Source organism: Streptomyces sp. NPDC059718, from assembly GCF_042733315.1.
Classification (GTDB): domain Bacteria; phylum Actinomycetota; class Actinomycetes; order Streptomycetales; family Streptomycetaceae; genus Actinacidiphila.
In genome coordinates this window covers 1-13,448 of the sequence record NZ_JBHWGA010000041.1, presented here as the reverse complement: position 1 = coordinate 13,448, position 13,448 = coordinate 1, and the positions used below count along the sequence as shown (strand labels likewise).

At 72.9% G+C, this 13,448-nt stretch carries 16 protein-coding genes; 9 read left to right on the top strand and 7 right to left on the bottom strand.

Annotated features, from left to right (window positions below):
* Positions 1-9: 9 nt before the first annotated feature.
* Positions 10-1,227: a glucose-1-phosphate adenylyltransferase gene (gene glgC, locus ACFV3E_RS34475; protein WP_500538541.1), complete on the top strand. Its 1,218-nt coding sequence runs from the start codon at positions 10-12 to the stop codon at positions 1,225-1,227.
* Between the two features lie 31 nt (positions 1,228-1,258).
* On the opposite strand, the gene ACFV3E_RS34470 is transcribed toward glgC, so the two are convergent.
* Positions 1,259-1,834, bottom strand: coding sequence for a hypothetical protein (locus ACFV3E_RS34470; protein WP_500538540.1), 576 nt, complete (start codon positions 1,832-1,834; stop codon positions 1,259-1,261).
* 167 nt (positions 1,835-2,001) lie between these two features.
* Here ACFV3E_RS34470 and ACFV3E_RS34465 point away from each other — a divergent pair, with 167 nt between their 5' ends.
* Entirely contained in the window at positions 2,002-3,027 is a 1,026-nt protein-coding gene (locus ACFV3E_RS34465) for a permease (protein ID WP_500538538.1), read from the top strand.
* Positions 3,028-3,040: 13 nt separating this feature from the next.
* Here ACFV3E_RS34465 and ACFV3E_RS34460 read toward each other — a convergent pair whose 3' ends face one another.
* Positions 3,041-4,285 (bottom strand): RNA-guided endonuclease InsQ/TnpB family protein, encoded by a 1,245-nt coding sequence (locus ACFV3E_RS34460; RefSeq protein WP_500538536.1) that lies wholly within the window; start codon positions 4,283-4,285, stop codon positions 3,041-3,043.
* 144 nt (positions 4,286-4,429) lie between these two features.
* On the opposite strand from ACFV3E_RS34460, the gene ACFV3E_RS34455 reads away from it, so the two are divergent.
* A complete protein-coding gene (locus ACFV3E_RS34455; RefSeq protein WP_500538534.1) occupies positions 4,430-5,176 on the top strand; it encodes a TIGR03943 family putative permease subunit in 747 nt (248 codons plus the stop codon).
* A gap of 15 nt (positions 5,177-5,191) precedes the next feature.
* Here ACFV3E_RS34455 and ACFV3E_RS34450 read toward each other — a convergent pair whose 3' ends face one another.
* Both ACFV3E_RS34450 and ACFV3E_RS34445 read right to left on the bottom strand, forming a co-directional pair.
* Positions 5,192-5,611 carry a PPOX class F420-dependent oxidoreductase gene (locus ACFV3E_RS34450; RefSeq protein WP_500538532.1) on the bottom strand — a complete coding sequence of 140 codons (420 nt, stop codon included), beginning with the start codon at positions 5,609-5,611 and terminating at the stop codon, positions 5,192-5,194.
* Positions 5,612-6,060: 449 nt separating this feature from the next.
* Positions 6,061-6,264, bottom strand: a complete 204-nt coding sequence (locus ACFV3E_RS34445) for a hypothetical protein (RefSeq protein ID WP_500538530.1) — start codon at positions 6,262-6,264, stop codon at positions 6,061-6,063.
* Between the two features lie 154 nt (positions 6,265-6,418).
* Between ACFV3E_RS34445 and ACFV3E_RS34440 the strand changes: the two genes are divergently transcribed.
* Both ACFV3E_RS34440 and ACFV3E_RS34435 read left to right on the top strand, forming a co-directional pair.
* Complete coding sequence (locus ACFV3E_RS34440) at positions 6,419-7,426, top strand: zinc-binding alcohol dehydrogenase family protein (protein WP_500538528.1); 1,008 nt, start codon at positions 6,419-6,421, stop codon at positions 7,424-7,426.
* A 75-nt stretch (positions 7,427-7,501) separates the two neighbouring features.
* Entirely contained in the window at positions 7,502-7,795 is a 294-nt protein-coding gene (locus ACFV3E_RS34435; RefSeq protein ID WP_500538526.1) for a hypothetical protein, read from the top strand.
* Between the two features lie 69 nt (positions 7,796-7,864).
* On the opposite strand, the gene ACFV3E_RS34430 is transcribed toward ACFV3E_RS34435, so the two are convergent.
* On the bottom strand, positions 7,865-8,326 hold the full coding sequence (locus ACFV3E_RS34430; protein ID WP_500538524.1) for a group III truncated hemoglobin: 462 nt from the start codon (positions 8,324-8,326) through the stop codon (positions 7,865-7,867).
* Positions 8,323-8,757: a hypothetical protein gene (locus ACFV3E_RS34425; RefSeq protein ID WP_500538522.1), complete on the bottom strand. Its 435-nt coding sequence runs from the start codon at positions 8,755-8,757 to the stop codon at positions 8,323-8,325. The genes ACFV3E_RS34430 and ACFV3E_RS34425 overlap by 4 nt, the downstream gene beginning before the upstream one ends.
* A 175-nt stretch (positions 8,758-8,932) precedes the next feature.
* Between ACFV3E_RS34425 and ACFV3E_RS34420 the strand changes: the two genes are divergently transcribed.
* From ACFV3E_RS34420 to ACFV3E_RS34405, 4 genes are all read left to right on the top strand, one after another.
* Positions 8,933-9,607, top strand: a complete 675-nt coding sequence (locus ACFV3E_RS34420; RefSeq protein WP_500538520.1) for a class I SAM-dependent methyltransferase — start codon at positions 8,933-8,935, stop codon at positions 9,605-9,607.
* Positions 9,608-9,890: 283 nt separating this feature from the next.
* On the top strand, positions 9,891-10,316 hold the full coding sequence (locus ACFV3E_RS34415; RefSeq protein ID WP_500538518.1) for a hypothetical protein: 426 nt from the start codon (positions 9,891-9,893) through the stop codon (positions 10,314-10,316).
* 254 nt (positions 10,317-10,570) lie between these two features.
* Complete coding sequence (locus ACFV3E_RS34410) at positions 10,571-10,918, top strand: S26 family signal peptidase (RefSeq protein WP_500538516.1); 348 nt, start codon at positions 10,571-10,573, stop codon at positions 10,916-10,918.
* Between the two features lie 147 nt (positions 10,919-11,065).
* Complete coding sequence (locus tag ACFV3E_RS34405; RefSeq protein WP_500538514.1) at positions 11,066-11,329, top strand: response regulator transcription factor; 264 nt, start codon at positions 11,066-11,068, stop codon at positions 11,327-11,329.
* 90 nt (positions 11,330-11,419) lie between these two features.
* Here ACFV3E_RS34405 and ACFV3E_RS34400 read toward each other — a convergent pair whose 3' ends face one another.
* Positions 11,420-13,267 carry a glycoside hydrolase family 15 protein gene (locus ACFV3E_RS34400; protein WP_500538512.1) on the bottom strand — a complete coding sequence of 616 codons (1,848 nt, stop codon included), beginning with the start codon at positions 13,265-13,267 and terminating at the stop codon, positions 11,420-11,422.
* Positions 13,268-13,448 lie beyond the last annotated feature (181 nt).

Genomic DNA, 13,448 nt, shown 5'->3' with positions numbered 1-13,448 from the left:
GGGGCAGGGATGCGCGGCGGACCTTCGGTGCTGGGAATCGTGCTCGCGGGCGGCGAGGGCAAGCGGCTGATGCCGCTGACCGCCGACCGCGCCAAACCGGCGGTGCCGTTCGGCGGCGCCTACCGGCTGGTGGACTTCGTCCTGTCCAACCTCGTCAACGGCGACATCATGCGCATCTGCGTGCTGACGCAGTACAAGTCGCACTCCCTGGACCGGCACATCACCACCACCTGGCGGATGTCGAACCTGCTGGGCAACTACGTCACCCCCGTCCCGGCGCAGCAGCGGCTGGGCCCGCGGTGGTTCCTCGGCAGCGCGGACGCCATCTACCAGTCGCTGAACCTGGTGTACGACGAGCAGCCCGACTACATCGTCGTGTTCGGCGCCGACCACGTGTACCGCATGGACCCCCGGCAGATGCTGCGCCAGCACATCGAGGCGGGCGCGGGCGCCACGGTCGCCGGCATCCGCATCCCTCGTGACCAGGCCTCCTCGTTCGGGATCATCACCCCGGGACCGGGTGGGGTGCGGGTGGAGCGGTTCCTGGAGAAGCCCGCCGATCCGCCGGGCCTGCCCGGTGACCCCGACCGGGTGTACGCCTCGATGGGCAACTACGTGTTCACCACCAAGGTGCTGCTGGACGCGCTGGCCCAGGACGCCGAGGACGACTCCTCCGTGCACGACATGGGCGGCAGCATCATCCCGCTGCTGACCGCCAAGGGGCAGGTGCAGGTCTACGACTTCGACGACAACCACGTGCCCGGCGAGACCGCCCGCGACCACGGCTACTGGCGGGACGTGGGCACGCTGGACGCCTACTACGACTCCCACCAGGACCTGATCTCGGTCCACCCGGTCTTCAACCTCTACAACGACCAGTGGCCGCTGTACACGCACTCGCTGCGGCTGCCCCCGGCGAAGTTCGTGGCCGGCGGGATCGCGGGCGAGTCGATGGTCAGCCCGGGCTGCATCATCTCCGGGCAGGTCACGCAGTCCGTGCTGTCGCCGGGGGTCGTGGTGGAGGAGGGCGCGGTGGTGCAGGGGTCGGTGCTGCACGACAACGTCCGCATCGGGCGCGGCGCGGTCGTGCGCCGCGCCATCCTCGACAAGAACGTCGTCGTGCCCGCCGGCGCCACCGTGGGCGTCAACCCGGAGCGTGACCGCGAGCTCTACCACGCCTCCGCAGGCGGCGTCATCGCGCTGGGCAAGGGGCAGCGCGTGCTCTGACCGGGCGGCCGGGCCGGGCGCGGGGCCGGGCTCACACCGGGGTACGGCCCGGCACCGGCGTCCCTTGCAGCGGGGTGCCCGGGTGGAGTTGCCCGGTGACGAGGGTGACGGCGGCCGCGGCGCCGGCCAACAGCCCCAGGGCGGCCACCAGGAAGCGATGGTCCTGTTCGAGCAGGTCCTCGTACTCCGCTCGGGACACCTCGACGACCTCGTGACCCGGTCTGTCGGTCCGCACGGCGTGGTAGCGGCCGTCTGCCGCCTCGCCGGCCCGCAGGGAGCCCTGGACGAGGACCGTCGCCACGATGAGCGCGATCCCCGCGGCGAAGACCGCGGCCAGGGCCACCTGGACGGTCCCCGGCAGGCAGCGCAGGGCGAGCCACTGCAGCGCACGGTTGCCCCGGGCGTCCACCCCGCGCGCGGTCAGGGCGAGCGCCCGTACGGCCGCACCGAGCAGCAGCGGAAGCAGCAACGCGAGGACACCGCCCAGCACCGGGCCGCCGTCGCCCGGCCATGACGGTCCGGGCAGGAAGGTGAGCAGCCCCGCCACTTGGCAGAACGCCCCCAGGGCCAGCGCCGCGCCCGCGTGCACGATGAAACTCGCCCTCACGGCGGTCGCCGCCCCTCCCCCGCTGCCGCTGCTTTCGCCGCCATCGTAGGACTGCTCGCACCAAGGCTGCGCAAAGTCCTGGCGGGGCATGAGACGGCATCACGGGCCACGGCGTATGGAGGGTGCAGTTCTTCACGTCCCCCCTGCCCGCCGGAGGTAGCACGCCCGTGACCGTCACCAAGGATGCCCCGGCGCCGGCCGGGACCGCACGGCAGGACGCCGGGCGGCCGGATCCGGAACAGGGGTGGCGGGTCAGTTCGCCGCTGGTGCTGACGTTGCTGCTGCTCGTCGCCCTGATGCTGCAGGGACCGGTCCGCGGGGCGTTGTCCGCGCCGGTGATGCAGAGCTGGATGACCGTGTTCGTGGCGGTGGTGGTGCAGGCGCTGCCGTTCCTGGTGCTGGGCGTCGTGCTCTCGGCGGTGCTCGCGGTGTGCGTCCCGCCGTCGTTCTTCGCGCGGGCGCTGCCGCGCCGGACCGCGGTGGCGGTGCCGGTGGCGGGCGTGGCGGGGGCGGTCCTGCCGGGTTGCGAGTGCGCGTCGGTGCCGGTCGCGGGGGCGATGGTGCGGCGGGGGGTGGCCCCGGCGGCGGCGCTGACGTTCCTGCTGTCCGCGCCGGCGATCAACCCGGTGGTGCTGACCGCCACGGCCGTGGCCTTCCCGAACGAACCGCGCATGGTGGTCGCCCGGTTCGTCGCGAGCCTGCTGGTGGCCTGCGCCATGGGCTGGCTGTGGCAGCGTCTGGGGCACGCCGACCGGTTGCGCCCCACGGCGCACCCGTCGGCCGAGGGTCAGGGCAAGGGTGCGGCGTTCTGGGGTTCGGTGCGGCACGACGTGATGCACGCCGGCGGGTTCCTGGTGGTCGGGGCGATGGCGGCGGCCACGCTCAAGTCCTTCGTGCCCGAGGACGTCCTGCGGCTGGCGTCGGGCAACCCGGTGGTGTCCGTGCTCGCACTGGCGGTGCTCGCGGTGGTGCTGTCGATCTGCTCGGAGGCCGACGCGTTCGTGGCCGCGTCCTTGTCGCAGTTCTCCCTCACCGCCCGGCTGGTGTTCCTCGTCGTGGGGCCGATGATCGACCTGAAGCTCTTCGCGCTGCAGGCGGGCGCGTTCGGACGCGCGTTCGCGGTGCGGTTCGCGCCCGCCACCTTCGCCGTGGCCGTCGTGGTGGCGTCCCTGACCGGGACGGTACTGCTTTGACATCCTCCTCGCCTTAATGGACGGGGATTCCTGGCTCACGTGGGCTAGGGACCGGCGGTCCACCAGCGCTTACACGATCAGCACCAGCCGGGTTGAGACCAGCCCGGACCAGCATCACACGGGCGGAGTTCTTGTCTCTGGGCGAGATCGCTCCGCACGCGGTGCAGGCATAGGTACGTTCCGAAAGAGGAAGTGCGTGCTTGGTTCTCGCTCCGCACGACGCGCAATCCATGGTGGTGTGCGCGGGATGCACCAGGCGGACGTCCCGCCCGTGCTTGCGGCCCATCTCGATCAGAGCCGTCTTCGTGGCGCCGATCGCGGCGTCCGCCGCCTTACGCGCCATGCTGGTCTGGCTGAGGAACTTCGGCCGGAAGTCCTCCACCGCGATCGCGTCATGGTCGCGCACGACGCGCTTCGCCCACTTGCGGGCAGTGTCCTGCCGCCGACGGGCGATCTTCTTGGACACCTTCGCGGCAGCCCGGCGGGCCTTGCGGTACCCGCCGCTGTCGGGCCTGTTCCGCGGAGTACGCCGACGGGTCATCATCTTCTGGTAGCGGGCCAGCTTCGCCGCGGCATTCCTCCCGTGCTGGGCGTGGGGCAGGTCGTGGGCGTCGCTGGTCGTGGTCGCGGTCTCACGGACGCCCCAGTCCACACCGATCACGGCGCCGGTGGCGGGCAGCGGCTGCACCTCGACGGCGACGACGAACGAGGCGTACCAGTGGCCGAGGCTGTCCCGATACACGCGTACCGACGTGGGGACCGCGGGCAAATCGCGGGACCACACCACCGTCAGCACGATGCCGCCCGCCAGGTGCAGACGTCCATCCTTGAGCCGAAAACCCCGAGTGGTGTAGTTCAGCGACGGGGCGGCCTCCCGCTTGCGCTTGATCCGGGGCATCCCGGCCCGTTGCCCCATCGGCAGCCGCGCCGTGATGTCCTTCAACGCCTTGGCACGGGACTTCGCGAAGTCCCGGATGACCTGCTGCTGCGCCACCGAACTGCCCTCCCGCAGCCACGCCATCGACCGCCGAGCCTCAGTCAGCATCCTGTCCAGCTGCGCCGGGCCGCACGTGATCTTCTGCCCGTCGGTCTTGTTCAGGCCGTGGACCTTGCGGGACACCGCCACACACTCATTCCACACCCACCGGCACCGCGCCCACTCCACCTCCAGACCGGCACACGCCGACGACGACACCCGCAGCCGATAGGTGTACCGGGCATACCCGGACCCCTGCTCGGCCATCACTGTCGTCGTCATGCTCCAGAAGCTAACAGCCCCCACTGACAACGAAAGAGAGCGCAGGTCAGAACAGATGCGCAGCCAACTCCGCCGCTTCGCGACTCCGCCCCAAGGATCCAACCCTCCCCGGCCAGAATGCCCGGGTATCCAGGGAGAACGCAGGTGAACCGGGAGGCACAGGCCGCCGTGCTGCTCCTGACCGGGGTGGCGATGCTCCACGCCGGGCTCAGCGACCTCTACCTGCGCTACGTGAAGGCCGGGCTGCAGCCACTGCTGCTGGCGGCCGGCGCCGTGCTGGTCGTCGCCGCCCTGGCGACCGTCTGGTACGAACTGCGCCGCCCCCGCCGCGCGCGCCGCACCGAGCCGGGCTCGGACGAGGGGCACGCGCACGACGCGGGGCATGCGCACCCGCACCGCGAGCCGAAGGTCGCGTGGCTGCTGGTGCTGCCGCTCGTCGCGCTCGTCCTGGTCGCCCCGCCCGCCCTGGGCTCCTACTCCGCCGCCCGGACCGGCACGTCCGTCCCGCGCCCCTTCGGTTTCCCCGCCCTGCCCGCGGGGGACCCGCTGCGGATGGAGACCGCCGACTACGCCGGCCGCGCGGTCTACGACCACGGGCGGTCCCTGAGCGGCCGTCAGGTCACCCTCACCGGGTTCGTCAGCATCGGCCGCGACGGCACCCCGTACCTGACCCGCATGGTGCTGAACTGCTGTGCGGCCGACGCCCGCCCGGTCAAGATCGGCCTGACCGGGCAGGTGCCGCCCGTCCTGCGGCCGGACGCCTGGCTGGACGTCACCGGGACCTACACCGCGCACCGGGCGAAGGACCCGGTCAACGACGGTCCCATCCCGTTCCTGGACGTGAGCCGGGCCCGGCCGGTGCGGGCGCCGGCGGAGCCGTACGAGGGCTGACGCACCGGCCCCCGGTCAGCCCGGCTGGCTGCTGTCCTTCAGCGTGCCCCAGCCGTGCCAGCGCTCGATCTCGATCAGGCCGCTCACGCGCTCGCGGTCCCGCTGCGGATAGGCGCGGCCCAGGTACTGCTGGGCCAGCCGGTCGATGTCGGCGAGGCGGCTGTCCTCGCGCAGTTCGGCGACGCGCCCGACCAGGGTGACGTGGGTGTACCAGTTCCCGTCGTCCAGGACCGTGAGGGTGACCCGGGGGTCGTTGCGCATGTGCTCCAGACGCTTGCGGCCGCCGTCCATGTTGACCAGGACCCGGCCGTCGTCCCAGAGGTACCAGGTGGCCGTGGACACCGGCTGGCCGTCGGCCCTCAGCGTCGTGATCACGGCCGGGTTGGGCTTCTTCAGCATCTCGATCGCGGCCGGGGGAAGTGGGGGCTTGGACACGGGAACTCCTTCTCGGTGATCTTCGGCGCTGCGCCCTCACCGTGCCACATCCCGCCCGGCCGGACGGCGGCCCGGACCCGGCGCGCCCCGCGGTGTCCGTCGAAGGGGCGCGCGCCCCGGGCCGGCGCGTCGGCAGAACCAGCCGTCCTGGACACAGCCGTGGCGGTTGATGTCGCCGTGGGCGAGCCCGTGGGCCCAGGCGCCCTGCTTGCTCTCGACGGTGAAGGTACGGCCCTGGTAGAGGGGCCCGTCCAGGCGCCCGGCGGGGCGGTGCGGACGTACAGGTCCTGGCCGCAGACGGTCTCGCGCCGGCCGATCGTCCCGTCGGCGGCCCGGGCGAACTGGCCGAGTTCATGCCGGAGTTCGGCCCGGTGCTCGTCGACTGGTGTTGCGCGCTGCGCCGCGGGAAGCCGCCGTAGCCGGTGGCCTGCCGTTTCGCGGCGGGGGGCTCACGTCCACACGCCGGGGCCGGCCCCGCGCCATTCGACGAGGTCCGGGTCGGCCATGTCGATGGCGTCGGGATCGAGGCCGGCGCGCCGCAGGAACTCCTGGAAGTCGCGGAGGTGGTACGCGATCCCCAGGACCTCGCCGTCCACGCGGACGCGCCGGCCGCCGCCCATCGATGGCGGCATCACGATGACGCGACGCTGCATGAGGTCAGGATGACCCGTCCGGCCCTGCCCCGCATCCCGGCCGCCGGGCGGCGCCCCGGGAACGGCACCCGGATGGTCCGGCCGCCGCTGCCGGGGACGGACGGGCGTGACAGGCTGGCCGGAACCCGTCAGCGCACCGAGGGAGCCTGCGGCCATGACCGAACGGACGATGCGGGCCGTCGCCTCCTACCGGGGCCTGCCCGTGGAGGACCCCGAGAGCCTCGTGGACGTCGAGGTGCCGGTGCCGGATCCCGAGCCCCGTGACGTACGGGTGCGGGTGCGGGCGGTGTCGGTCAATCCCGTCGACATCAAGGTCCGCGCGGGGCTGCCCGCCTCCGACCGGCCCCGCATCCTCGGCTTCGACGCCGCGGGCGTGGTCGAGGCGGTGGGTGAGGGGGTGACCACCCTTCAGGTGGGCGACGAGGTCTGGTACGCCGGGGACCTCACCCGCGCCGGCAGCAACGCCGAGTTCCAGGTCGTCGACGAGCGCCTCGTGGCCCGCAAGCCGCGCAGCCTCGGCTTCGCGGAGGCCGCCGCCCTGCCCCTGACCGGCATCACCGCCTGGGAGACCCTGTTCGACCGGTTCACCCTCGACGCCAGGTCCACGGGCACCCTGCTGGCGCTGGGCGGCGCCGGCGGTGTGGGCTCGATCCTCATCCAGCTGGCGAAGCAACTGACCGGCCTGCGGGTGCTGGCCTCGGCCGGCCGCCCCGAGACGGCGCAGTGGGTCACCGGGCTCGGGGCCGACGCCGTGGTCGACCACCACGACCTCGCCGCGACCGCCGCCGCGGCGGCCCCGGAGGGCGTCGACTACCTGCTCTCCCCGCACTCCGCCGGCAACATCGGGACCTACGCCCGGATCATGCGTCCGGGCGGGCACATCACGGCGATCGACGAGCCCGAGGGGCTGGACCTGCTGCCGCTGAAGGCCAAGAGCATCGCGTGGCACTGGGAGTTGATGTTCACCCGGCCGATGTTCCGGACCCCCGACATGATCGAGCACAAGAACCTGCTGCAGAAGATCGCGACCCTGGTGGACGACGGCCGCATCCGCAGCACCGTCACCACCACCATCGAGGACTTCTCGGCCGCCGGGCTGCGCCGCGCCCACGAGATGGTGGAATCCGGCCGGAGCATCGGCAAGGTCGTCGTCACCCGCTGACAGCTCCCCGGCGGCGGACGCGGTACTTCTCCGGCGCCGCCGCCACGGCAGCTCTGGGAACCATAGGCTCTGACCGTGATCAATCTCCAGGTCCGCAGCGAGAGCGGCACGATCGAGGCTCGCGCCAGGCATGGGGTCGTCTGGGGGCCGGAGCTGGCCGGTCTCGACCAGTCGGCGTTTCCCATGCTGGGGCACCTGTTGCCCGACGCGGACACCGTTTTCAACAGCCGCCAGGTGGCCACCCTGCTGGACGAGGTACGGCGGCTGCCGCCGGGCGTGGTCACCGATGCGTTCGCGCGTGAGCTCGTGGACCTCGGGCGGAGGGTCCTCGACGGACAGCACCTGTACCTGTGGTTCCTCGGCGACTGAGACGACAAGTGCCCGGCCGACGGCAGCCTGGCGCGGGGGCGCCCGCAGCCGGGTCGGCCGACGCGGAGCCTAGAGCGCTTCGCCGCCCTCGTGGCGGCGGATGGTGACGTACTCGCTCGCGTCGCGGCCGGCCAGCCGGCGTTGGAGGGATCCGGCGATGCGCCCGGCCTGCCGCTTGGCGAGTTCGGCCTTCTCACCGTGGAAGAGGCCGTCCACCGTCAGGGTCCACAGCGCCAGCCAGCGGGCGAAGTGCCCGGGGCCCAGCGGGGCCATGCGGTGCAGGGCCAGATGCGGGGCCAGCGCGTTGCGCCGGTACCGGCCGGCCGCGAACAGCACCGAGTCCCAGAAGTCACACATGACCGGCAGATGCGCGTCCAGGTCCATCCGGGCCACTTCGGTGAAGACCGGCCCGATCAGGGGATCGGCGAAGGCCCGGCGGTAGAAGGCGGTCACCAGCCGTTCCACGTCCGCACGGTCCGCGAGGTCACGACCCGTCCCGCCCTCCACGGCGACGGGCCCGGGCGCGCTCACAGCCGCTCCAGGACGAGCGCCGCGCCGCATCCTGCCAGGCACAGTGCCTTGACCACCTCGAGCGCGACGTACCGCAGGTGCGCGCGGCTGCGCGGGCCGGTCTCCCCGGCAAGGATGGCGGCCGTGCGGCGGTTCAACGCGGGCCGGACCAGGAGCAGTTGCCCCAGGAGCACGGCGGCGGCTCCCGCACCCAGACCCAGCGCCACCGGCCCGGGCACCTCCCACGCCAGCGCCACGGCGGCGATCGCCGCGAGCAGGGCCTCGACGCGGTTCAGCGCGCGGAAGACGATCCGTCCGATGCCCAGGCCCAGGGGCACGGTGATCCCCTCGGCGCGGAATTTGAGGGGCGCTTCCAGGAACGAGATCCCGAGCACCATCCCCAGCCACACGAAGACCGCGGCCACCTGCGCCAGGACGGCGCCGGCGTTCACCGGGCCCTCCGCTCGGGGTGGCGCCGGGCGGTGCGCACGGGATGCCGTCGGATGCGGTGAAGGTCCATGCCCTCACCCTAGCCTAAATTTGCATTTCAGATGCACATTTGAGTCGGCCGTCACAATCCCCTCAACCCGCTTGGGGCGCAGGCGGATCGGGGCCGAGAATGGTCCGATGACCTCGCCCGATCTGCTGCCCGACCACCGGCTCGAGCGCACCGCCGTCGTCGCCAACAACACCATGAACCGCGAGCGGGGTCTGACCGGCGCCAACAGCTACGCCCGCGAACTCGGCTTCGACCCGGTCGAGCATCTACTGGCCCGCACCCCCGAGCCGCGCTGGCTCGACCTGTGCAGCGGGGAAGGGCTGGCCCTGCGGGAGGCCGCCGGCCGCCTGCCGGCGACGGCGCGGCTGACCGGCGTCGACCTGGTGGGACCCCTGGCACCGGCGCCCCTGCCGCCCGCCGTGGAGCTGGTCACGGCATCGGTGACGGACTGGGAGCCCACCGCCCCGTACGACCTGATCACCTGCGTGCACGGCCTCCACTACGTCGGCGACCGGCTCGCGACTCTCACCCGCGCCGCAGGCCGGCTCAGGCCCGGCGGTCTGCTGACCGCCCACCTCGACCCCGCCTCGATCCGCTGGGAGGACGGCGGCCCCGCCGGACGGTTCGTCCTCGCCGCCCTGCGGGCCGAGGGGTTCGCCTACAGCGCGCGCCACCACCGCCTCGCGCTCACCGGGCCACGCACCGTCCGCCTCCCCCTGCGCTACGTCGGCGCCGACCCGGACGCGGGACCCAACTACACCGGCCAGCCCGCCGTCGCCGCCCACTACCGGCGCGCCGACTGAGCCACGGACCGCCGGCATCCCGACCGGCGACGCTCCTGTCAAGTCCCGAAATCGAGCGACGTGACGCGTGAGCGGCCGTAGGGCCTACTGGAGACATCGCCACTTCTCCGGCTCACGCAAGAGCACGACGCCGTCAGCGACGACATCGGCCCGCCAGTGCCGGCCGGAGGCACGGGCCGCAACGGCCCGCCGCGGACGGGGGCGGAGGTCCTCACGCCCTCCTCGGACCTCCGCCCTTCCGCGACACCCCTCCCCGCACTCCTCCCGGAAAGAAGCACCTGCCATGTCCAGGCACACACTGCAGCGGCCCGTCGCCCTGGTGATGGCCGCCCTGGCGGTCGCCGCCGGCACCACGGGTGCCGCGCACCTGACCCACACCTCCGCCGACCGCCCCGCCCCGTGCTCACGGGAAGGGATTCCTGGGGGCGACAAGGGCGCAGCGGGTCCGGGCGGCCTGCCCGGCCTGCCCGTGGCGGCGGCCGCGTCCGGATGCGCCGTGCCCGGCGCCCTGCCGGACAAGCCCGAGGACCAGCTGTCCGTCGTCGACAAGACCCGGATCGTGGTGCTCATGGCCACCGGCGAGGCCCGCGGTTCCGAGGTGGCGGCACAGTACAAGGTCTCCGAGGACCGGGTCGCGACCTGGAAGTCGCAGCTGCTCATGGGCGACTGGTTGGGACTCCTCCTTCCCGACACCCGCACCACCCCCTGACCGCCCCACCCCGCACGGCGGGGACCCCATGGGGCCTTCCTTCCGGCCGCGTCCACCGCCGCTCCCCGCTCGCGGACCACAATGCGACCCGAGGGCGCCCATGCCGCGCCCCCTCCCCCGACACGGCGCGGTTCACCCGGCAGGTGAACCGCGCCTTCTTGCATGCCGCCGCCGGATCATCAACCGACCGCACGTCGTCCAAGGCGCGGAAATATCCGGTTGGCCAACGGAGCGGTATGCGTCACCATCGCCCCATGGGAGCACTGGACGCAGTGGCGGGCAGGGTGGCCGGCGGGGCGAGCGTCGAGTTCCGGCCCAGCGGCTCTTCGATGGTCCCCTTGATACGCAGCCGCGGGCTGGTGACCGTCGCCCCGGTCGACCCGTCGAAGCTCGAGGTCGGCGACATCGTGCTCGCCCGCGTCGCGGGCACGGTGTACCTGCACCTGGTGTCCGCGGTGGAGCCGGCCAGGAAGCGGGTGCAGATCAGCAACAACCGGGGCCACGTCAACGGCTGGACCGGATACGGCCGGGTCCACGGGATCTGCACGGCGGTCGACGGCGTCCCCCGCCCCCGCACGGCGGGCAAGGTCCTCGCCTCGTGACACGCCTGTGACAGTCGGCGGACGGGGTCATGACGTCGCAGCGCGAAGGTGGTTCATAGAGGGCAAAACGCCCTAATCGGACATCGACCTCCTGCTTCCGAGGGCGTGAGCAGGGACCGCAGCCGCCGAACCGCCGAAGGACACCCCATGAACTCCGCACCCGCCACGCCCCAGGCCGACGCCAGCCCCGACGCCGACACCGCCGGGACCAGCGGCGACGTCCCCGAACTCGCCCCCCGCGAACGCGAGACCCTCCGCCACATCGCCGCGGGCCGCACCTACCTCCAGACCGCCCGCCACATGGGACTGTCCAAGCACACCGTCGACGCCTACCTCCGCCGCATCCGCGCCAAGCTCGGCATCTACAGCACCGCCGAACTCACCCGCACCGCCATCGCCCTCGGACTGTGACCCCTCCCGCACGGAAGGTGACCACACCCGGGCGGCAGGCGCAATGCCGCTGCGGCGACACCGACCCCGCGACCACGCCGGCACCACGGATCACGACGTCGCACCCGCCTCCGCGGGCGCGGCACGCCGCGCACGCGCCAGGTTCACGCCGCTGGCGATGATCCCGATGTGGCTGAACGCCTGCGGGTGGTTGCCCGCGAACTCCCCCGTCGTGGGGTTGATCTGCTCCGACATCAGCCCGAGCGGGCTCGCCCGGCCGCACAGCGAGGCGTACAGCTCCTCGGCCTCCTCGATCCTGCCCTGGCCGGTCAGGTTGTCGACGAGCCAGAAGCTGCACAGGACGAAGGCCCCCTCGTCACCGGGGAGGCCGTCCGGCGACTCGTCGTGGAGGTAGCGGTGGAGCAGTCCGCCGCCGGCCGAGAGGCGGTCGGCGATCGCCGCGGCGGTGGCGACCATGCGCGGATGGCCGACGGGGACGACCTGCCGCAGCGGGAGCGCGAGCAGGCTGGCGTCGAGTCCACCGCCGCCGTCCAGGTACCGGCCGAGGGTCCGCGCGTCCTCGTCCCAGGAGCGCTCGAGGATCAGCCGGCACAGTTCGTCCGCGGAGGCCCGCCACGCCGCGGTCCGCCCGGGCAGGCCGAGCCGCTCGCCGATCGATGCCGCCCGGTCGAGGGCCACCTGGCACATCCCGGCGGAGTAGGTGAACACCCGGCCTTCGTTGCGCACCTCCCAGATGCCCTGGTCGGGTTCCCGCCAGGCCCGGTCGGCGGTCTCCGCGAGCCGGCACAGGCCGCTCCACAGGGCGGGGCCGAGGGCGCCGCCGGCGAGCAGCCACTGGTCCGCGCAGTCCAGCACCTCGCCGTAGACGTCGTGCTGACGCTGGTCGGCGGCTCCGTTGCCCCACCGTACGGGGGCCGAGTGCCGGTAGCCCTCCAACCCGGGGTCCTCGACCTCGCCGGGCACCGGGCAGCCGTCGACGTCGTACATGATGCGGGGCCGCCGGCTGTGCTCGAACGCGTCAAGGACCCAGCCGAGGAACGCGTCCGCCTCGCCGCGGAAGCCGATGCGGCGCATGGCGAACACGGTGAAGGCGGCGTCGCGGATCCATGTGTAGCGGTAGTCCCAGTTGCGGATCCCGCCGACCGGCGCGGGCAGGGAGGACGTGGGCGCCGCTACCAGGGAGCCGTTCGCCCAGTCGTCGCACAGCTTCAAGGTGATCGCAGACCGGCGGACCAGGGGTTCCTCGGGGCCGTCGTAGGCGAAGTCGGTCATCCAGCGCCGCCAGGCGTCGGCGGTGCCCGCCACCATCGCCTCGGCGTCGAACCGGTGGTGCCGGTGGAAGCGGCCCCAGGACAGCACCAGGTCGAGACGCTCGCCCTGCCGCAGGTCATGGGCGCTGTGCAGGGACTCCAGCGGACGGCTGGAGCGCAGGTGCAGCCGCAGGTCCGGCCGGCGCGGCACGCGGACCTCCAGTCCGCTGAACAGCGCCCGGGCCTGCGCACCGCCGCGCGGTTCGACGTCGACGTGCAGGCGCACGCGGCCGTCGAGGACGACGGCCGAGCGGACGAGTTCGCCGCGGTCGGCGGGGGCGTCGTCGGTGAGGTCGGCGCCGGAGCGCAGCACCAGCGCGTCGGTGACGCGCACCGTGCCGGTGGGGCAGCGCAGTTCGGTGACGAGGACGCCGGTGTCGGGCTCGTAGCGCTGGCGGGCCTCCCGCAGTTCCTCCGGCGCCACGGTGAAGTGCCCGCCGCGGGCGGAGTCGAGCAGGCCGCAGAAAAGGGGTGCGGCGTCGAACCGGGGCAGGCACAGCCACGGGAGGGAGCCGTCGAGGCCGACGAGGGCGGCCGTCCTGCCGTCACCGATGAGGCCGAAGTCCTCGAGCGGCAGGTAGCCGTCGTGCCCGGGCACCTGCCGGAACGGCGGATCCAGTTCGAGCATGCCGCCTCGTTTCCACGCGACTTCGACCGACCCGGATTGCCGCGGGCCGCCAAGCCGGCTGCGCGGAAGGGGGGTTGGGGTTCGCCGGGGTCAGGAGTCGTCGGCGTGGAGGTTCTTGACCTTGATCCAGTCACGGCTGCGGCGACCCGGAAGGTACGTGCTGGTCAGCCGCTTCGCCACC

What these genes read in the sequence shown, in the direction of transcription:
- glgC (WP_500538541.1), top strand. Translation starts at nt 10, where the DNA reads ATGCGCGGCGGACCTTCGGTGCTGGGAATCGTGCTCGCGGGCGGCGAG.
- ACFV3E_RS34460 (WP_500538536.1), bottom strand. Translation starts at nt 4,285, where the DNA reads ATGACGACGACAGTGATGGCCGAGCAGGGGTCCGGGTATGCCCGGTAC.
- ACFV3E_RS34445 (WP_500538530.1), bottom strand. Translation starts at nt 6,264, where the DNA reads ATGCAGCGTCGCGTCATCGTGATGCCGCCATCGATGGGCGGCGGCCGG.
- ACFV3E_RS34440 (WP_500538528.1), top strand. Translation starts at nt 6,419, where the DNA reads ATGACCGAACGGACGATGCGGGCCGTCGCCTCCTACCGGGGCCTGCCC.
- ACFV3E_RS34420 (WP_500538520.1), top strand. Translation starts at nt 8,933, where the DNA reads ATGACCTCGCCCGATCTGCTGCCCGACCACCGGCTCGAGCGCACCGCC.
- ACFV3E_RS34415 (WP_500538518.1), top strand. Translation starts at nt 9,891, where the DNA reads ATGTCCAGGCACACACTGCAGCGGCCCGTCGCCCTGGTGATGGCCGCC.
- ACFV3E_RS34410 (WP_500538516.1), top strand. Translation starts at nt 10,571, where the DNA reads ATGGGAGCACTGGACGCAGTGGCGGGCAGGGTGGCCGGCGGGGCGAGC.
- ACFV3E_RS34405 (WP_500538514.1), top strand. Translation starts at nt 11,066, where the DNA reads ATGAACTCCGCACCCGCCACGCCCCAGGCCGACGCCAGCCCCGACGCC.
- ACFV3E_RS34400 (WP_500538512.1), bottom strand. Translation starts at nt 13,267, where the DNA reads ATGCTCGAACTGGATCCGCCGTTCCGGCAGGTGCCCGGGCACGACGGC.